Annotated in this window: 16 protein-coding genes; 3 read left to right on the top strand and 13 right to left on the bottom strand. The window is 67.0% G+C overall.

Features of this window, described 5'->3' with window-relative positions; all coding sequences use genetic code 11:
* Nucleotides 1–255: 255 nt before the first annotated feature.
* Both C8N44_RS05055 and C8N44_RS05050 read right to left on the bottom strand, forming a co-directional pair.
* Nucleotides 256–1,926, bottom strand: a complete 1,671-nt coding sequence (locus C8N44_RS05055; protein ID WP_107975096.1) for a chloride channel protein — start codon at nt 1,924–1,926, stop codon at nt 256–258.
* Nucleotides 1,927–2,104: 178 nt separating this feature from the next.
* Nucleotides 2,105–3,871, bottom strand: a complete 1,767-nt coding sequence (locus C8N44_RS05050; RefSeq protein WP_107975095.1) for a chloride channel protein — start codon at nt 3,869–3,871, stop codon at nt 2,105–2,107.
* A 173-nt stretch (nt 3,872–4,044) separates the two neighbouring features.
* On the opposite strand from C8N44_RS05050, the gene C8N44_RS05045 reads away from it, so the two are divergent.
* Both C8N44_RS05045 and C8N44_RS05040 read left to right on the top strand, forming a co-directional pair.
* Nucleotides 4,045–4,602 (top strand): hypothetical protein, encoded by a 558-nt coding sequence (locus C8N44_RS05045; protein WP_107975094.1) that lies wholly within the window; start codon nt 4,045–4,047, stop codon nt 4,600–4,602.
* Nucleotides 4,603–4,687: 85 nt separating this feature from the next.
* Complete coding sequence (locus C8N44_RS05040) at nt 4,688–6,055, top strand: FAD-binding oxidoreductase (RefSeq protein WP_107975093.1); 1,368 nt, start codon at nt 4,688–4,690, stop codon at nt 6,053–6,055.
* Between the two features lie 52 nt (nt 6,056–6,107).
* Here C8N44_RS05040 and C8N44_RS05035 read toward each other — a convergent pair whose 3' ends face one another.
* On the bottom strand, nt 6,108–6,470 hold the full coding sequence (locus C8N44_RS05035) for a hypothetical protein (protein ID WP_107975092.1): 363 nt from the start codon (nt 6,468–6,470) through the stop codon (nt 6,108–6,110).
* A 469-nt stretch (nt 6,471–6,939) separates the two neighbouring features.
* Between C8N44_RS05035 and C8N44_RS05030 the strand changes: the two genes are divergently transcribed.
* The gene (locus C8N44_RS05030; RefSeq protein ID WP_210204145.1) at nt 6,940–8,058 is read left to right on the top strand and encodes an AI-2E family transporter; all 1,119 of its coding nucleotides are present in this window, start codon (nt 6,940–6,942) and stop codon (nt 8,056–8,058) included.
* 4 nt (nt 8,059–8,062) lie between these two features.
* Here the strand turns inward: C8N44_RS05030 and recN are convergent, their stop codons facing one another.
* The 10 genes from recN to C8N44_RS04980 all read right to left on the bottom strand — a co-directional run bounded on the left by recN (nt 8,063) and on the right by C8N44_RS04980 (nt 19,019).
* Nucleotides 8,063–9,715: a DNA repair protein RecN gene (gene recN / locus C8N44_RS05025; protein ID WP_107975091.1), complete on the bottom strand. Its 1,653-nt coding sequence runs from the start codon at nt 9,713–9,715 to the stop codon at nt 8,063–8,065.
* A 42-nt stretch (nt 9,716–9,757) separates the two neighbouring features.
* A complete protein-coding gene (locus C8N44_RS05020; RefSeq protein ID WP_107975090.1) occupies nt 9,758–10,612 on the bottom strand; it encodes an outer membrane protein assembly factor BamD in 855 nt (284 codons plus the stop codon).
* Between the two features lie 134 nt (nt 10,613–10,746).
* Nucleotides 10,747–11,667 carry a UDP-3-O-acyl-N-acetylglucosamine deacetylase gene (gene lpxC, locus C8N44_RS05015; RefSeq protein WP_107975089.1) on the bottom strand — a complete coding sequence of 307 codons (921 nt, stop codon included), beginning with the start codon at nt 11,665–11,667 and terminating at the stop codon, nt 10,747–10,749.
* Between the two features lie 242 nt (nt 11,668–11,909).
* Nucleotides 11,910–13,601, bottom strand: a complete 1,692-nt coding sequence (ftsZ, locus tag C8N44_RS05010) for a cell division protein FtsZ (RefSeq protein ID WP_107975088.1) — start codon at nt 13,599–13,601, stop codon at nt 11,910–11,912.
* Between the two features lie 252 nt (nt 13,602–13,853).
* Entirely contained in the window at nt 13,854–15,182 is a 1,329-nt protein-coding gene (gene ftsA, locus C8N44_RS05005; protein ID WP_107975087.1) for a cell division protein FtsA, read from the bottom strand.
* Entirely contained in the window at nt 15,179–16,057 is an 879-nt protein-coding gene (locus C8N44_RS05000; protein ID WP_107975086.1) for a cell division protein FtsQ/DivIB, read from the bottom strand. Before C8N44_RS05000 ends, ftsA begins: the two co-directional genes overlap by 4 nt.
* Complete coding sequence (locus C8N44_RS04995) at nt 16,045–16,959, bottom strand: D-alanine--D-alanine ligase (protein WP_188758633.1); 915 nt, start codon at nt 16,957–16,959, stop codon at nt 16,045–16,047. The genes C8N44_RS05000 and C8N44_RS04995 overlap by 13 nt, the downstream gene beginning before the upstream one ends.
* A gap of 131 nt (nt 16,960–17,090) precedes the next feature.
* On the bottom strand, nt 17,091–18,029 hold the full coding sequence (murB, locus tag C8N44_RS04990) for a UDP-N-acetylmuramate dehydrogenase (RefSeq protein ID WP_107975084.1): 939 nt from the start codon (nt 18,027–18,029) through the stop codon (nt 17,091–17,093).
* A 124-nt stretch (nt 18,030–18,153) separates the two neighbouring features.
* Nucleotides 18,154–18,417 (bottom strand): DUF2484 family protein, encoded by a 264-nt coding sequence (locus tag C8N44_RS04985; RefSeq protein ID WP_107975083.1) that lies wholly within the window; start codon nt 18,415–18,417, stop codon nt 18,154–18,156.
* 86 nt (nt 18,418–18,503) lie between these two features.
* The gene (locus C8N44_RS04980; RefSeq protein WP_107975082.1) at nt 18,504–19,019 is read right to left on the bottom strand and encodes a DinB family protein; all 516 of its coding nucleotides are present in this window, start codon (nt 19,017–19,019) and stop codon (nt 18,504–18,506) included.
* Nucleotides 19,020–19,035 lie beyond the last annotated feature (16 nt).

The following is a 19,035-nucleotide window of genomic DNA, read 5'->3' as shown; positions in this document are numbered from 1 at the left end:
GCAACGGCGTTTCCTTGAAGCAGTATCTGCATGTCGATGTTCCGTAGCGCATGTCGTAATTGCATGCGCCACAACGGAAAATCCGGAAAGGTAGCCTCATCTTGAACTCCGTTGGCTGGGCCTTCTGCGCCGGTCCACCAACGTCGCGCTACGCACACTGCAAAAGTACACAAGCCGCCTGTACGGAACCGCCTTATCGCCGATGAACACACACGGCGCCCACAGGTTCCGAGTGAAACACCTACCGTTGCGTCATCACCCGTGCTCTTCCTCAGCTGCCGCCGCCAACGCGCGGTTGTAGGCCTTCAGCGCGTCTACGTGGAACAGCGCCCCCTGCAGCACGGGTGCGCCCCGCTCCATCCGCACCACCGGCAGGAAGGCCACCCCCGACCTGTCGAAACGCGGCAGCGCCGTCTCGAGCGTCGCCTGCGTGGTCACGTAAAGCTCCTGCTCGATCATCCTCAGACAGGCTTCCTCGTCGGCGGCGCCCGGGTCGTTCATCCCGCGCATCACCCCCTTCACTTGGAATAGCGAGAGCAGGTAGGCCTGCGGCCCCGCAGCGATATGCACCCCCCGGCGCTCCAGCTGCGTGAGGAAGAAGGACCGGTCCACGAGCCGCGAGGCCAGTGCCGTGGACATCGATACCGAGACCATCACCGCAAGCCCCGTCTGCCAGTCCCCGGTCAGCTCGAAGACGATCAGCGTGGTCGAGATCGGCGCCCCGAGCACCGCGGCCGCGACCGCCCCCATGCCCGCCAGCGCATAGAGCGTCTGCGACCCCGACACCTCGGGAAAGACGCTGGTGGCGATCTCGCCGAAGGCAAGCCCCGTGAGCGCCCCCAGCATCAGCGAGGGCGAAAACACCCCGCCCCCCATGCGCCCGCCCACGGTGATCGCCGTGGCGCCGGTCTTGACCACTGCAAAGATGATTGCCTGTGACAGCACCAGCTGCCCCGTCAGCGCCGCCGTGGTCGTCTCGTAGCCCACACCGATGACATGCGGGAACTGCAGCGCGATGACACCAAGCACCAGCCCGGCGACCGCCGGCTGGCTCCAGCGCGGCAGCTTCATCCAGGCCCAGAGCGACCGGCCCGTGTCCTCGACCAGAAAGATCGACCGCATCAGCACCACCGCCACGATACCGCCCACAAGGCCGAGGATCAGGAACGCGGGCAGCTCGATGTAGAATTCCAGCGCGCTGTCGGTGCCGAGGCTGAACTCCGTCAGCCCGCCGAACTCCAGGCGGTTGATCACCGTGCCCGCCACGGCGGCGATGGTGATCGGCGCCAGCGCGTGGATCGCGAAGTGCCGCAAGACCAGTTCCAGCGCGAAGATCGCCCCGGCGATGGGTGCGTTGAAGCTTGCCGAGACCGCCGCCGCCACCGCGCAGCCCATCAGCTCGCGGGCCGAGATGCCAGTGGCGCCGATCCGGTTCGACACCCAGCTCGAGATCAGCGCCGCCATGTGCACCACCGGGCCTTCCCGGCCGGACGACCCGCCCGAGCTCAACGTGATCCAGGATGCGATGAACGACGCGATGCCCGCCCGCCCCTCGACGCGGGCATCGTGCAGTGCGGCGCTTTCGATCACATCGGCGACCGAACGCACCCGCCCCTCCTTGGTGAAGCGGTGCAGGATCAGTCCGACGATGAGCCCGCCGGCGGCCGGAACCAGCACGATCCAGTACCAGGGCAAGGTGCCTGCATGGCTGTGCAGGCGGGCCACGTCCTCGGTGCCGTAGAGCAGCGACTGCAGCCAGTCGATCGCCTTGCGGAACCCCAGCGCAGCAAATCCCGCCCCGGTGCCGACCAGCAGCGCAAGAAACCAGAACCCGATCTGCGCCGGCGCCCGGTCCAGCAGCCGGTGCCGGAGCCGTCCAAGCGCCGCGAGCTGTTTCTCGGAAAGGTACTGACGCGCCTCGCTCATCGCGCCCTCGCCCCGCCTGCGGGACGACGGGGCGCCCTGCGAATGACGGCTCTGGACTGGAGCATGACGCTCAAGATTTCCCGGCTCCCTCCGATGCGGCGTGGTCGAAACCGAGTAGAATCATTGCAATGCGGCTTGTCCACCCTGTTTCCCGACGCAACTGCCGCGCCTGTCCCCCTCAGCTGCGGTAGTCCCGAAGCACCGAGTCCGCGATGGCCTCGCGCGTCAGCACGCCCACCACGTTCTCGGGACGGGGCGTGGCCCCCGCCGGGATCACCAGCAGAGCGGCGTGCCCGCGGTCGGCCATGTTGGTCAGCGCCGCCCGCAGGAAGCTCGTCTCCTGCACGTAGCCCACTGGCGAAATGATCGGACCGTGCCGCCGCGTCGGATCCTCGGGATGCACGCGCACGACACCCTCGAGCTGCCGCCCCGTGACCACCACGGCAAAGTTCCGATCCTCGCCAAGCTCGGTATCCACCAGCCCGCTCGCCCCGAGCTCGGATTTCTCGAAGACGCCCACGGCCGGCTTCATCAGGTCCCGGATCCGTCGGATCGAGAAACTGTGCGACCTGCGTTCCTGCGGGATGTGGTGGCCCCGGCGGCTCAGCTTGGTGGTGTAGATGTCGTCATCGCTCAGCCTGCGGCGGATGCCCACCGCGCAGACCACCGCGATGATCGCCGCCACCGTGATCGAATAATCGCCCGTCATCTCGAAAAGCATCATGATCGAGGTCAGCGCCGCCCCTGTCGAGGCGCCGACGATCCCCGCCATGCCGATCAGGGCAAAGGTCACCGGATGAAAGCCGAGATGCGGGAACATCAGGTCCAGCACACCCCCGAAGGCGCCGCCCAGCGTCGCGCCCAGGAACAGCGAGGGCGAAAACACCCCGCCCGAGGCCCCGGCCCCCAGCGACACCGACGTGGCGATCATCTTGAGGAAGAACAGCAGCATCAGGAAGGCGGGCGCCGCAAGCTGCCCGGTCAGCACGGCCTCGATGGTGGCGTAGCCCACGCTCTCGGTGTGGTACTGGCCGGTGGTCAGCAGCATCACGTACATCAGGATGCCGAGCGACAGCATGCCCACGACGTTCTTGAGGTAAGGGTTGGCCGTCCAGTCGTCGAAGAAATCCTCGGTGCGGTACAGCACCTTCACGAACATCCAGGCCGCAACCCCGGCGACAAGCCCGAAGATCACGTAGAGCGGCAGCATGTCCACCGACAGCGGCACGAAGACGTCTGGCCGCTCGTGCGCGGCCACGAGGAAGGCCGGCGCCATCCCGAAGGCGAGCCGCCCGACGTAGGTCGCGGTCCCGGTGGCCAGCACCACCGGCAGCAGCGTGCGCGAGCTGAACTCCGGCAGCATCAGCTCCACAGCGAAGAGCACCGCGCCCAAAGGCGTGTTGAAGGTCGCGGCGATGCCCGCCCCGGCACCCGCGGCCACGAGCGTGATCACCTGCCAGGACCGCAGGTTGAACATGCGCCCCAGCACCGACCCGATCCCCGACCCGATCTGGATGATCGGCCCCTCGCGCCCGACCGAGGCCCCCGAGCCGATCGACAGCGCCGAGGCCAGCGACTTCACCGCCACCACAGCCGGACGGATCACGCCGCCGCGGTAGTAGATCGCGTCCATCACCTCGGGCACGCCGTGCCCCTTGGCCTCGGGCGCGAAAGTCCGCACCAGCCACAGCACGATCACACCGCCCACCACGGGGGCGAGGATCACCAGCGGTCCGTAGGGCGACGGCGGTGTGGGAAGGTTCGCATCGTACTCGAACGAGAAGACGCCGAGAAAGAACAGGTTGTGCAGAATGGCGATCAGGTAGCGCAGCAGGATCGCGCCTAGCCCGGTGACGATGCCTATCCCCACCGCGATCAGGGAAAGCTCGATGATGGAGGCGTTGCGGGTGTCGGCGGTGGGCTGAGGTGTACTCGTATCGGTCATATTCTGCTTGCGGCAATTGTAGAGCCGGAACACAGGGACTATAGAAAGCGCGCGACCGGCAGGAGCGAGGGGTTGACGGCCCCTCAGCTACGCCCTCGCGACAGATAATGCAAAGGGCTTCGCAGCTGCCCCTCTCGCGGGCACGCAGCCCCGGACAAAGGACGCGGCGCATCATGGCAAATATCAGACGATGGCAGCACTTCCGTCCCAACCGGATCGAGGTGGTGTCGATCGGCGCCGCCATGGTCGCGATCCCTGTCTACCTCGCCGTGCTGCACAATCTCGACGGCCGGGCCGAGACCTACTTCAGCAACCTGCGCGAGACGGACCCCGAACTCTACCTGACCCAGCTGCGCGAAAGCCGCGGCTTTGCTGCCTACGTCGACGAATACCGCGACATCCGCGGCTACGACGAGGTCCGCACCGCCGCGCCCAGCTTTCTCGTCGGTCGCTGGACGATGCGGCCCGAGCCGCTGCGCCTGACGCCCGGCACGCCGCCGGGCCGCTGCGTCGACCCGATCACCTTCGACTACGGGATCGTCCTGCGCGCCCAGGGCGCGCAGGGCACCTTCGACGCCGGCTACCGGATCGAAGGCCAGAGCGTGCAGGTCGAATCGCCGGACCTGCGCAACTTCTCCGTCGACCTGGTGAGCTACGGCGCCCGGCTCGACCACCTCGAATTCCACCTGCCGGGCCGGGAAGAGACCGTCTTCGCCTACAGCTGCGGCTGATCCTCACGGTCGCACGGGCCGGTGCGCATTGCCGCGCCCGGCCTCTGCCGGCCGTGCCCTTCTCCTGACATTCGCGAGCCCAGACATGAGCCTCCCAGACGCCCTCGACACTCTCACCTCCCTGCTCGGCAACCGCCTCGTCACCTCCGGGTCGGATCTCGCCAACCACGCCCGTTCCGAGTCGCATTTCCCCGATGCCGCGCCCGAGGCCGTCGCATACCCCGAGACCACCGAAGAGGTCAGCCGGATCATGGCCGCCTGCCACGCACATGGTGTGCCTGTCACCGGCTGGGGTGCCGGCAGCTCGCTCGAGGCCCAGAGCCAGCCGATCCACGGCGGTCTGGTCGTCGACTTCTCGCGCATGAACCGCCTGCTCGAGGTCCGCCCCGAGGACATGGACGCCACGCTGCAGCCTGGCCTCACCCGCGAGGAACTCAACACCGAGCTGCGCGCCACAGGGCTCTTCTTCCCGGTCGATCCCGGCGCCAATGCCTCGCTCGGCGGCATGGCCATGACCCGCGCCTCGGGCACCACCACCGTGCGTTACGGCTCCATGCGCGACAACGTGCTGGCGCTCGAGGTGGTGCTGGCCGACGGTCGCGTCATCCGCACCGGCACCCGCGCCCGCAAAAGCTCCGCCGGCTATGATCTCACCGCGCTCATGCTCGGCTCCGAGGGCACGCTGGGTCTCGTCACCGAAATGACGGTGCGCCTGCATCCCCAGCCCGAGGCCATCAGCGCCGGCATTACCTCCTTCGAAAGCCTCACCGGCGCCGTGGAAACGGTGATGGAAACCATCCAGTCGGGCATCCCCATGGCACGGATCGAATTCGCCGACGCCGCCGTGGCCCGCGCCTTCAACGGCTACGCGAACGCCGGCATGGAGGAAAAGCCGCACCTCATGGTGGAATTCCACGGCGCCCCCGAACAGGTCCGCGCCGACGCCGAACGCTTTGCCGAGATCGTCCAAGACAACGGCGGATCGCCCTTCCGCTGGTCCGACCGCCCCGAGGAACGCCGCGCGCTCTGGGACATGCGGCACAAGGGCTACTACGCCATCCTCGCCTCGCGCCCGGGCAGCCGCGCGCTCATCACCGACATCTGCGTGCCGATCTCGCGGCTGGCCGAGGCGGTCGAGGAAACGCAGGAGGATCTGGCGACGGCCAGCATTCCCGGGCCCATCCTCGGCCACGTGGGCGACGGCAACTTCCACGCCATCCTCCTGGTCGATCCCGACCGCCCCGAGGACCTGGCCGAGGCGCAGGCGCTTTCCGGCCGTATGGTCGAACGCGCGCTTCGGCTCGGTGGCACCTCGACGGGCGAACACGGCGTGGGCCTCGGCAAGCTCGCCTACATGCAAGCCGAACATGGCGAGGCCTGGGACGTGATGGGCACCCTCAAGGCCGCCCTCGACCCCACCGGCATCCTCAACCCGGGCAAGCTGGTGCCCTAGCGGAAATCGGCCCCGCCGGCCGGGCGATCAAGGCCCGGCCACCGATAAATGGCTAGCCAGACGAATAGACCGGCAGGGCCAGCAGGACGGAAATCGCCCAGAGCTGCACGGCGAAGTAGATCGACAAGAGCAGGATGCCCATGCTCAGGATCACGGCCATCAGCCGCCCCCCACTGCGTCCCTTCGCGGTCACGCCAAGGTCGATCCCGCCAAAGACCCAGCTCGCGAGGGCCGCCACGCCGATAGTGGACATGACGAGGCCAAAGACGAAAGCCGCGGCCGAACCTTCCACTTCGTAGGCAAGGAACCCGAGGATGCCGACCGCGAACCATCTCCAGATCTTCCAGAGGTCATCCGCGAACTGTCGCGGCCACTTCGCGCCTGTCTCAAGCGCATCCCAGAACCTCTCGCTCATGACAAGTTTCCTATTCCGGTTCCATTCCGTGCCGATCCAAGCGATGCCAGATCCTCCGCCATGGACGGCAGGGCAGGCCTGTTACGGTAAGATCACCTCTCCCGCGGACCCTACCAGCGCCACAGCTCGCGTAGAAAGTGACCACCCTCGTCACATTTCCGGTGCGTCAGAAGCAACCCGGCACGGTCCAACCTGTCGGCGACAACAGTGAGCGCGCAACAGGTTCTACCCCTGGGCAGCAAAGGCCAGGTGCTCCTCGCACTCGGCTGCCTCACATCCCGCCCCACTGTATCCGGGACAACCTTAATCCGGGACAACCTTACCAGCCGGTAAACGCCGCCCGCTAACCCCTTGATCTTCCATACCCTGAAAAATGTCCCTGCCCGGGACATCCCTTCCGCCCGCTTTCCTGCAACCTGAGCCCGGTCACGCGCGTTGATAAGCGCTGCAGCCAGCAAGGGAGACCCAATTGACCACCGAAGAGCAGGCCGGCCCCGAACCGGCCACCAAGGGTGCCGTGCCCAGATGGGCCGTCATCGGCATTTTTCTGTTGCTCTTTGTCGCGGGCCTCGCCTACGCACGCAGCTTTCTCATGCCCATGGTGCTGGCCCTGCTCCTGATGCTGGTCTTCAGCCCGGTCCGACGGCAGGCCGAACGGTTTGGCCTGCCCACCGGGCTCGCCGCGACGCTGATCGTGGGCACGCTCCTGACCGGGCTCGCCGCGGGTGTCCTGACCCTCTCCGCCCCCGTCGCCGACTGGGTCGACCGTGCCCCCACCCTCGGCTACGAACTCCGTTACAAGCTCGAAGAACTGCGTGGCATGACCGAGGGCATGCAGAAGGCCGCCGATCAGTTCGGTGAGTTCACCGAAGGCGAGGCCGAACCGGGCGTCCAGCGGGTCAAGATCGAGGAGGACAGCACCGCCTTCGGCTTTCTCATGACGATCCCCAGCGTCATCGCCCAGATGGTCTTCACCCTCATCCTTCTCTTCTTCCTGCTCGCCTCCGGCGACATGTTCTACGAAAAGATCGTGCACGTCCTGCCGGCCTTCTCCGACAAGCGCCGCGCCATCCGGATCGCCTACGACATCGAGCGGAAGCTCTCGCGCTACCTCTTCACCATCACGGTCATCAACGCCGGTCTCGGCGTCAGCGTCGGGATCTCCATGTGGCTGCTCGACATGCCCAACGCCATCCTCTTCGGCGTCCTGGCCTGCCTGCTAAATTTCATACCCTACCTCGGCGCCCTCGCCGGCGTCGCGGCTGCGGCCGTCGTCGGCATCCTCAGCCTCAGCTCGATCAACGAGGCCGCCGTGGTCGCAGGCGTCTATTTCCTGCTCACGAGCATCGAGGGCCAGCTCGTCACCCCCTACTTCGTCGGCCGCAGCCTGCGACTGAACACCGTGATGGTCTTCCTGTCAGTGATGTTCTTCGCCTGGCTCTGGACCGTAGTCGGCATGCTGGTCGCCCTGCCGCTGCTTGTGGCCGTGCGGACCTTCTGCGAGCACATCCCCCAACTCGAGGGCGTCGGCCACTTCCTCTCGGCCCGCGGCGCCGAGAAACCGCAGCGCCCCGCCGAGGCGGAGTGAGGCTCTAGCCTGTCAGCAGCGCCCGCGCAGCGGCGCGGGCCTCGTCGGTCACCGTGTCGCCTGACAGCATCCGTGCGATTTCGCTCTCGCGCTCGCCCGCGTCCAGCGGCACCACGGTCGAGGTGGTGACCTCTCCGTTGACGCGCTTTTCGACGCGCCAATGATGCCCGCCAAGCGCCGCCACCTGCGGCGAGTGGGTCACGACCAGGACCTGCCCCTCACCCGCCAGCGCCTTGAGCCTGCGGCCCACGGCATCGGCGGTTGCCCCGCCCACGCCGCGGTCGATCTCGTCGAAGATCATCGTCACGCCCGCGTTCCGCTCTTCCGACAGGCAGACCTTGAGTGCCAGCAGGAAGCGGCTCAGCTCGCCGCCCGAGGCGATCTTGTTGAGCGGCCCGGCGGGCGCGCCGGGGTTCGTTGCGACGGTGAACTGCACCGCGTCGCGGCCCTCCGGGCCCGGCGCAGCCTCGGTCAGTCGCGTCTCGAAAACCGCGCGCTCCATCTTCAGCGGCGCAAGCTCGGAGGACACCGCAGCATCCAGCCGCGCTGCGGCCTTGCCCCGCGCCTCGGTCAGGGCGGTGGCCGCGCCGTCATCGGCGGCATCCGCCGCCGCAACCTCGGCTTCCAGCTCGCCGATCTTGCCGGCCCCGGCGTCCAGCGCCTCCAGCCGCGCCGACAACGTCTCGGCCAGCTCGGGCAGATCGTCGGGCATCACTTGGTGCTTTCGGGCCAGCCCCCGGATCGCGAAAAGCCGCTCCTCGGTCGCCTCGAGCTCAAAGGGATCGAATTCCAGCGCATCGAGGCAATCAGCCACACCGCGCGCCGCATCGTCCAGTTCGGCCATGGCGCGTGCCAGCGCCGCGATCGGCTCGTCCAGCCGCCCGTCGGCGCCTTCAGACGCGCCTTCAAGCCGACGCAGGGCATCGGCCATCGCCCCTTCGGCCCCATCGTAGCCAAGCGCGCCGGAGGCCTTGGAAATGTCTTCACGGATCTTCTCGGCGCCTTGCATAAGCCGTCGGCGGGTATCGAGCGCTTCGTCCTCGCCGACCTCGGGCGCCAGCTCGGTCAACTCTTCGACGGAATGGCGCAGGAATTCCTCTTCCGCCCGCGCCTCGTCCAGCGCCTTGCGCGCAGCATCCAGCGCCTTGCGCGCCCGTCCGCGTGCCGACCAGAGGCCCCGCAGATCGGCCAGCATCGGCTCAAGGCCCGCGTAGGTGTCGAGGATGTCCCGGTGCCCCTTGGGGTCCAGAAGCCCACGGTCGTCGTGCTGTCCGTGAAGCTCCACGAGCGTTTCAGACAGCCGCCGCAGGACGTCGCCCGACACACGCCGGTCGTTGACCCAACCGGTCTTGCGACCATCCTTCGTATTCACGCGGCGCAGGATCAGCTCGTCGCCTTCGGGCAGCCCGGCATCGGCCAGAACCGCGCGCGCCGCGTGGCCCTCGGCCAGGTCAAAGACCGCCGTGACCTCGCCCTGCGCGGCGCCGCCCCGAACCAATTCGGCGCGGCCACGCCAACCCAGAACGAAGCCGAGCGAATCCAGAAGGATCGACTTGCCCGCCCCGGTCTCGCCGGTCAGCACGTTCAGTCCCGGGCGGAACGACAGATCCAGCCGGTCGATGATGAGAATGTCGCGGATCTCAAGTGCGCGAAGCATGGTGGATGTATCAGGCACGCCCGCAGGCGTGCCTCCCCCGGTTCAAAGCCACTCGCCCCTGACCATCTGACGGTAGATCGTGGCAAGCCAGCTGCTGCCGCGCGCCTCGGGCTTCAGGCCCTGGTTGGTCAGGAGCGCGTAGCTGTCCTCGTACCATTCGCTCGACTGGTAGTTGTAGCCGAGGATCGCGCCGGCGGTCTGCGCCTCGTCCGTCAGCCCCAGCGACAGGTAGCTTTCCACAAGACGATGCAGCGCCTCGGCCGTGTGCGTCGTGGTCTGGAAGTCTTCCACCACCACGCGGAAGCGATTGATCGCCGCGGCGTAGTGTTCCCGCTTGAGGTAATAGCGCCCCACTTCCATCTCCTTGCCGGCAAGGTGATCGAAGGCGAGATCGAACTTCAGGATCGAGCTGCGCGCGTACTCACTATCGGGATAGCGCTCGATCACCTGGCGCAGCGCTTGCAGAGCCTGGAAAGTCAGTCCCTGGTCGCGACCGACGAGCTCGATCTGATCGTAGTAGCTGAGTGCCAGAAGATACTGCGCGTAGGCAGCATCCTCGTCGGCGGGATAAAAGTCGATATAGCGCTGCGCGGCAGAGCGCGCTTCCTCGTAGGCCTTGTCCTCGTGGAAGGCATAGGCCTGCATGATCAGAGCGCGCTTGGCCCATTCCGAATACGGATAAAGCCGCTCGACCTCGCCGAAATAGAAAGCGGCGTCCTCGTTGTCGTTGCTCTCGAGCTCGTATTCGCCACGCTCGTAGATCTGTTTGGCCGTGTAGCTTTCCAGCGGCGTACCGCCCGGCCCAGTTTCGCGACGCTCAAATTCGTCGCAGGCAGACAGCGCGACCGCCATCGCGGCCGCCGCGATCCACCCCTTGCGCAAAATGTCGAATGACATGCTTGACGTCCCCCACAGCTTCCCGCTTCGGGCCCGGCCCGGCGTTTTCTTGGCTCTAGCACAGAAGATCCGGGTGCAAAACGTCTTACCGGCGTTTTCCGCAGGCACAAGCCGCAAGGACCGACGCCCTCGCGTCAGGCGACTTCCGGAACCGCCTCGACCTCGACGCCCACACCGGGCAAACGGGCCGCCTGCACGGCGTCACAGGTCACCAGGCGGTAGGCTTCGGGATGCGCGAAAAGCTCGTGGAGTAGCGCATTCGTGATCGCGTGGCCGGCCTTGTGGCCGGTGTAGTGGCCGAGGATCGGCAGACCTGCCAGTGCAAGGTCGCCGAGCGCATCGAGCATCTTGTGCCGCACGGCTTCGTCCGCGTGGCGCAGGCCACCGGGGCTCAGGATACGGTCGCCCTCGACCACGACGGCATTCTCGTAGGTACCGCCACGGGCCTTGCCGGCTGCGCGCATCGCCTCGATATCGGCGGCGCGGCAGAAGGTGCGGCTGTCGCAAAGCTCGCGCACGAAGGCCCCGTTGGCGAGGTTCATGCGGCGGTTCTGCTCGCCGATGGCGGCGTCCGAGAAGGAAATGTGGAAGTCCATGCTCAGACCCTGCCCGGGCTCGAGCCGAGCCCAGCCCTTGGGGGTCTGGATTGCAACGGGGGCAAGGATCTCGATGGCACGGACGGGCGCGTCCAGTTGGCGCACACCGCGGCTGAGGATCGCGCGCACGAAGGGTGCGGCAGACCCGTCAAGGATGGGAACCTCGGGACCGTCGATCTCGATTAGCGCGTTGTGCACGCCGCACCCGGCAAGCGCGGCCATGACGTGCTCGATCGTCGAGACGGCGACGCCGGCCCGGTTCACGATCTGCGTGCAAAGCGGAGAGACCTCGACAACGTTCCAGCGCGCCGGGATCATGGCGTCGCCAAGACGGATGTCGGTGCGCTTGAACCAGATGCCGTGCTCCGCGGACGCGGGACGGATGGTCATCCGGGCGGGCGCGCCGGAATGCAGGCCAACGCCTTCGAACGTCACTGCGGATCGGATGGTAGTCTGCATGTCACCCCACGTCGTCTTCTTATGGGCGCCGATGGGCCGGCGCGGTTCTCCCTATCCCCGAGTGTGGAGATAGCGACGGGGGCCAAGTGCCTCAAATCAAAGATTGTAACTGTGTGAAACATGCGTTGGCGGAAACAGGCCAAGTCGCATTCAGGAAGAGATATGCGGGCCAATATCCTGTCATCAAAAAGAAAACGCCCCCTGCACTGCAGAGGGCGTGTATAAGTTCGTGACCTGTATCTTCAGTTGGCCTGGCGGCGCAGGAAGGCAGGGATCTCGATCTTTTCTTGGTCCGGATCGGCCTCCTCCTGCGGGGCTGCCGCGGCGGGGCGCTGCCCCTGGACGGGCGGCTGCTGGCGCCGCTGCGCCGGCTGATGGTGCTGGCCGCCGCCTTGATGCTGCGGGGGATGCCCCTCGCCCGAACCGGTCATCCGACCGATGAGCGAGTTGATCCCGAAGCGCGGCTTGTCGCCTTCGCCTTCGCCACGGACCGGAGCCTGCTGATGGCTTCCCGGACGTTCGCCGCGTGCCGGCTGCTGTTGACCGCCCTGCTGGTTCCGCGCGGCCGCATTCTGAAGGCGGCGGATCGCATCGGCCGAAGGCGTGCCCGGCGCAGAGGAGCGCGGCGCCACGAAATCGTCGGGCTTGGCTTCGAGCGCGTCGGCGCGGGGATGAAACTCCTCGACGCGCGGACGATAGGCCGGCGGCGGAAGGCCGTCGTCGTCCTGCTGCGCGGCGGGCGCCTCGTCATAGTAGGTGTCGTGCTGCGGCTCGGGCTCGATCTCGTCGTCGTAGGTCTCGAAGAGGCTCGGCTCGGGTGCGCGCTCTTCGGCGGCCTCCCGGCGCTTGGCAGCAATCGGCTCCACGTCTGCCGGACGCGGCGCATTGTGCGCCGCCTCGACTTCGGCGGCGGGCTTCAGCGGTTCGCTCAGCTTGCGGCGCGGCAGCGGGGTTTCCGCCGTGTTGCCGTTGGCATCGATGCCGGTCGCGACAACAGAGACGCGCATGAAGCCTTCCATGCTGTCGTCGAGGGTCGAACCCACGATGATGTTCGCGTCGGCGTCCACTTCCTCGCGGATGCGGTTGGCCGCCTCGTCGAGTTCGAAAAGCGTCAGGTCGCTGCCGCCGGTGATGTTGATAAGCACGCCCTTGGCGCCCTTGAGGCTGATCTCGTCCAGAAGCGGGTTCGCTATGGCCTTCTCGGCCGCCTGGATGGCGCGATCCTCGCCCTCGGCCTCACCGGTGCCCATCATGGCCTTGCCCATCTCGTCCATCACCGCACGCACGTCGGCGAAGTCGAGGTTGATGAGACCCGGACGGACCATCAGGTCGGTCACGCCCTTCACGCCCTGGTAGAGCACGTCGTCGGCCATCGAGAAGGCCTCGGTGAAGGTGGTCTTCTCGTTGGCAAGCCGGAACAGGTTCTGGTTCGGAATGATGATGAGCGTGTCGACGACCTTCTGCAGCGCCTCGACGCCGTCCTCGGCCTGCCGCATGCGCTTGTTGCCCTCGAACTGGAAGGGCTTGGTCACGACACCCACGGTCAGCACGCCAAGCTCACGCGCGGCCTGTGCGATGATCGGCGCGGCGCCGGTCCCGGTGCCGCCGCCCATGCCGGCCGTGATGAAGCACATGTGCGCGCCTGCGAGGAAATCGACGATCTGCTCGATGCTCTCTTCCGCAGCCGCTGCCCCGACCGAGGCACGGGCGCCCGCGCCCAGCCCTTCGGTCACCTTCACGCCGAGCTGCACGCGATCTTCCGCGCGGCTCTGCTGAAGCGCTTGAGCGTCCGTGTTCGCCACGACGAAATCGACCCCGGCGAGGTTCTTTTCGATCATGTTGTTGACGGCGTTGCCGCCAGCGCCGCCCACGCCGAAAACGGTGATCCGGGGCTTGAGTTCTTCCTGTCCGGGCATCGAGAGGTTGAGTGCCATGATTTATGTCCGCCTGTCTGTCTGTCCGTCGGCCGTGTCCCCGGCCCTTTCGCACCTATTCTACCCAGTCTTAACCCCTTGTGGCCGCAGCGTCACGCGAAAAACGCGAAATCACCCCAAAATATAGGCGGGATATTGCAATTTCTTGCCGAGTATCCTCAACCCCACCAGATTTCGCTGTTCTTGGAAAACATGGCACCAGTCGGCGCCGCCAGCGCCGTCGGGGTCTTGCCACGATGCCTTGGTTTCGCGCTACCAGTTATCGCGGAACCATTTCACGGCCCGGCGGATCCCGCCTCCGGGCAACCTGTCGACCGGGATATCGAAATCCCACCATTCGTCCTGCGGGTGCGCCGCAAACAGGCTCAGCCCCACTGCGCTGGCGAAACCGGGTCCGGTCGCCGCCTGCGGCAGCCCGTGTACGCGCAGCGGACGGCCCAGCCGCACCTGCTGCCCGAGGATCTTGTTGGCCAGCCCGTCGAAGCCGGGAAGCTGGCTCGCCCCGCCGGTCAGCACGATCTGCTGGCTCGGAAGATGGTCGAACCCCGCCGCATCCAGCCGCGCGCGCACCTCTTCGAGGATCTCTTCGACCCTCGGGCGAATGATGCCGATCAGCTCGGCCCGGCTGACTTCGCGCTGGTCGTGCTCCCAGTCGCCGGTATCGCCACCGATCTGGATGATGTCGCTGTCGTCCATGCCCGTGGCCACGACGCCGCCGTGAAAGGTCTTGAACCGTTCCGCGGTGGAAAGCGGGACCTGCAGGCCCATGGAAATGTCGGATGTCACGTGATCGCCGCCCATGCGAACCGTGTCGGCATAGATCATGTGCTTCTTCATGAAGATCGAGATCGAGGTGGTGCCACCGCCGAGGTCGATGCAGGCCGCGCCCAACTCCTGCTCGTCCTCGACCAGCGCGGCGATGCCGCTGGCGTAGGCCGAGCTCGCGATGCCCGCCAGCTCCAGGTCGCAACGCTTCACGCAATGCGCCAGGTTCTGGATCGCCTGCGCATCGACGGTCAGCATGTGCATGTCGCAGCTCAGCTCGTTGCCGATCTGCCCGCGCGGGTCGATCAGACCGCTGCGATGGTCGAGCGCGAAGTTCACCGGCTGCGCGTGCAGCACCTCTCGTCCCGGGCCGAAGTCGGGAACGTCACAGGCCGACAGCGCCCGCGACACGTCCTGTTCGCTGACCGTCATGCCGCTGACGTCGACCTTGCCCGCCAGCCCGTAGGACCGCGGATCGGCGCCCGAGAAGGATGCGATGACGTGATCGACGCGGATGCCGGCCATCTTCTGCGCCGCCTGCACCGCGGTGCGGATCGCGCGCTCGGTCTCGCCCATCGACGAGATCTCGCCGAAGCGCACACCGCGCGACCGCGTGGTGGCCGCGCCGATGACCCGAAAGCCCGACTGCCCGGCCAGCGATCCGATGCCGTCGCCCTCGGGCTCGGTACCGTCGAAGCGCAGGACGAGACAGGCGATCTTGGAGCTGCCCACGTCGAGGATCGCAACCACACCGCGCTGCATGGCCGCCTTGCGCATGTTCCGCATCGCCCGCTGGGACTCGTATAGCTCGATCATCCTTCGTTCACTCCGCCAACCTCGATCGCCTTGAAGCGCCAGTATTCGTTAATCGCCCGCTCGCTCAGCCGCAGCGTCGGGCGTCTCGGGAGACGCAGATCCACCGTCACCAGGTCGCGGGCGAACATGTCGACCGCGTTGTCCATGGCCAGCGAGCGCTCCAGCGCCACCACCGGTTTTTCCGGCGGCAGCAGGATGCGCTGGCCCCGGTCCAGCACCACGTCCCAGCGCCGCGCGCCCATCCGCTCGAAGCCGCGCAAGCGCTGCTCCAGCGGCCCGATTGCGTCGTAAAGCGCCAGCACCTCGGCCACCGCCTCGGGCGCATGCGCGCCCTCGCCCGCCACGACCGGCAGGTCGGGCCAGAGCCTGCGGCTTCCGGCTGGGCCCACCGTCGCGCCCGTGGCATCGAGCAGCTCAAGCCCTTCGGGCCGCCGCCACAGCAGTCGCGGCACGCGCTCGGTCACATGGACGCGCAGCACGTGATCCTCGATCCGCAGGTTGGCCGTCCTCACCGCGTCGAGCCCGGCGATCTGCTCGCGCATCCAGGCCAGATCGAGGTCGAACGAGCTTGTCGGGAAGTCCTGAGCCAGGATCTCGCGGATGTCCTCGGCCACGCTCGTGCTCGCGGTCTCGACCGACATCAGCCGGACCTCGAACTCGGGGCGGCTTTCGATGGACTCGCGGATCTCAGTGTACTTGTCGCCGATGGCCTCGCGGTTCTCGGGCATCGCGATCCACCATCCCGCCGCCCCGATCACCGCGCCCAGGGGAATGCCCGCCTTCAGCATGAAGCGGACGAAAGGCGTCAGCATCAGCCGCTGAAGCCGGTAGCTCAGCCGCGACGGGGCCGGGTCGTGCGAATTCACCGATGACATGAGGCGTCCTCCACCATCCAGCGGCACAGCGCACCGAATGAAATGCCCGCGACCTGCGCCTGTTCGGGCGACAGCGACGTGGGCGTCATACCCGGCTGCGTATTGGTCTCGAGCAGGATCAGCCCCTCGAGCCCGCGCGCCTCGTTCCAGCGGAAATCGGTACGCGACAGCCCGCGGCAACCCAGTGCCTCGTGCGCACGGAGGGCGTAATTCTGACAGGCCTGTGTGATCTCGTCGGGAATCTCGGCGGGCACCACGTGGCGCGATCCGCCTTCCTTGTACTTGGCGTCGTAATCGTACCAGCCGTCGGTGATGATGTCGGTCACGCCCAGAGCCTGTCCGCCCATCACCGTGGTCGTCAGCTCGCGTCCGGGGGCGTAGGTCTCGACCATGACCGTCTCGGGCATGCTCTCGTCCAGCTGCGGCGGACCGTTGGAGCCCTCGTGCACCAGGTAGACCCCGACGCTCGACCCCTCGTTGTTGGGTTTGACGACGTAAGGCGGGCTCAGCACGTGGCGCGCGCGAACCTCGGCCTTCCCGGCCAGCACGCTTTCCACCACCGGAAGACCGGCGGCACGGAACACCTGCTTGGAGCGTTGCTTGTCCATGGCGAGGGCCGAAGCCAGCACGCCCGAATGGGTATAGGGCAGGCCCAGCCACTCGAGCAGACCCTGCACACAGCCGTCCTCGCCCCAACGCCCGTGCAACGCGTTAAAGACGACGTCAGGGGCTGCGGCGTCGAGCCGGGCCACCAGGTCGGTGCCAGCATCGATCTCGACGACTTCAAAACCTTCTTCCCGCAAAGCGGCGGCGCATTGCTGTCCACTGCTCAGAGACACCTCGCGCTCGGCCGAGGGGCCACCCAACAGAACCGCCACTTTCGGGAGTGCCCTGCTCGACATTCCCTAGTACTGCCTCTCGCCGGGGCCGTGGCCCCTTAAGTCCAGGGGCCTGTGCCCCTCTTGTTATATGTGCGACCTGCCTCGATCGCGGGGCCTTGAGACCCTCTGTGCGGCGGGGTGCCCCGCCAGATCTATCCGGTTTCAGCCGCCCCCGCGGGGGCACCGATCCGGATTACTTCCCACTCTAACTCCATTCCGCTGCTCTCGAAAACCCTTTTTCGCACTTCCTCCCCGAGTGATTCGAGATCCTCTGCCGAAGCCCCGCCCGTGTTGATCAGAAAGTTCGAGTGTTTTTCCGACATCTGCGCCCCGCCACGCGTCGCACCGCGCATGCCCGCGTCGTCGATCAGCTTCCAGGCCTTCAGGCTCATGTCATCGTCGGGCCGGCCCGTGCTCGAATAGCCTGCGGGATTGCGGAAGGTCGACCCGGCCGTGCGTTCCTTGGTCGGCTGGCTCGCATCGCGGCGGGCAAGCTGATCCTCCATCTTGGCGACGAGCGCCTCGGGCTCGCCCCGCTCCCCGCGCAGCACCACCTCCGCTAGGACCGCGCCCTCGGGCAGATCCGTGTGGCGATAGCGGAAGTTCAGATCCTCGGCCGTCAGCGTCACAACCTCGCCCTGCCGCGTGACCGCCCGCGCCTCGACGAAGTGATCGGCGGTGTAGCTGCCATAGCACCCGGCGTTCATCCGCACCGCGCCGCCCATCGCGCCGGGGATGGTCCGCAGGAAAGTCAGGTCGACGCCCGCCTCCGCCGCCTTGCGCGCCACATGCGCATCAAGCGCGCCCGCGCCCGCCGTCACACGGTCGCCCTCGATCCGGATGTGGTTGAAGCCCCGCCCCAGCCGCACCACGACGCCCGCCATGCCGCCGTCGCGCACGATCAGGTTCGACCCCACGCCCATGGGAAACACCGGCACCTCAGGGTCGAGCGCAGCGAGGAACTCCGCCAGATCCTCGAGATCTGCAGGCTGGAACAGCCACTCCGCCGGCCCGCCGACGCGCAGCCAGGTGAGATCGGACAGGGGCTTTGCGGGCGTCAGCCGCCCGCGGGTCTGGGGAAGATCGGTCATGTCGGGCGGGGTAGAACGGGGCGGGACCGGAGGCAAGATGCCTCGCACGGCAACAGGCGACGCGACGCCGACCCCCCGATCGGGAATCGTCATCTCGGGCCTGCCGCTGCATCCGGTCAGCCCCTCAGCCGTCGACCCGGCCCGCGACCATGCGCTCGGTCGTCCAGCGCCACACGTAGCGCACGGGCCAGCGCATCACGCTCATGCCGGCGACAAGCACCACGAGCCCGACCCACGGGCCGTTCTCGTAGGTCACGAAGCCCACAAGCGGGATGCCCAGCGCGATCAGCACGTAGGCACAGGTCCAATGGCCGTCCTTCGAGGGGAGTGCCGCGAGGATATTAGCGAGGAAGGCCCAAATACAGGCCATCGTCAGCGAGATTGTCATGTCAGTCCCTCAGCTCTGCCCCCGCAGGCACGAAGACCATGCCTTAACCATGCCTATTCGGCAAGGGCTTGCGGACACGAGTGACGCTACAACCAGGGGGAGCCTTCGGGCATCAGGAAAAGATCGGTCAGCGGCGCCGTCACGCCGGCTGCCGTCAGCATCGCATGGATCTGGCCGCGGTGGTGCGTCTGATGGTTGAACATGTGAGCGATTAGCACGCTGCGGGGCTTCGACACCCAGCGCTCCGCCGCGCCGGAGTACCACGTGATGTTGCCGACAAGGTCGACGCTCCGGAGTTGCTCGGCCCACAGCAGCAGACGCCCGTCGGTGCGGAACCGCTCCACCGCCCAGGCCCCGCCCGACCCTGTCAGCCCGGTGCTCGCGCCAAGCCCCACGCCCGGCGCCTCGCCCACGCCGAAGCGGCTCATCCAGATCCGGTCTCCCCAGAGCAGATGGTTCGCGGTTCCCAGGATTGACCCGAAGAAGGCGCCCCGCTGCTCTTCCAGCGTCGTACGGTCCAGCGTCTCGAAGATCTCGCGCAGCTGGCGGTTCTGCCACGCGTTGTATCGCGCCATCGTCAGGCAGTAATCCGGTGTGATCATCCTGCAGCCTCCACGC

The sequence above is a fragment of the Allosediminivita pacifica genome (assembly GCF_003054175.1).
Classification (GTDB): domain Bacteria; phylum Pseudomonadota; class Alphaproteobacteria; order Rhodobacterales; family Rhodobacteraceae; genus Allosediminivita; species Allosediminivita pacifica.
This window is presented reverse-complemented; position numbering and strand designations above follow the sequence as displayed.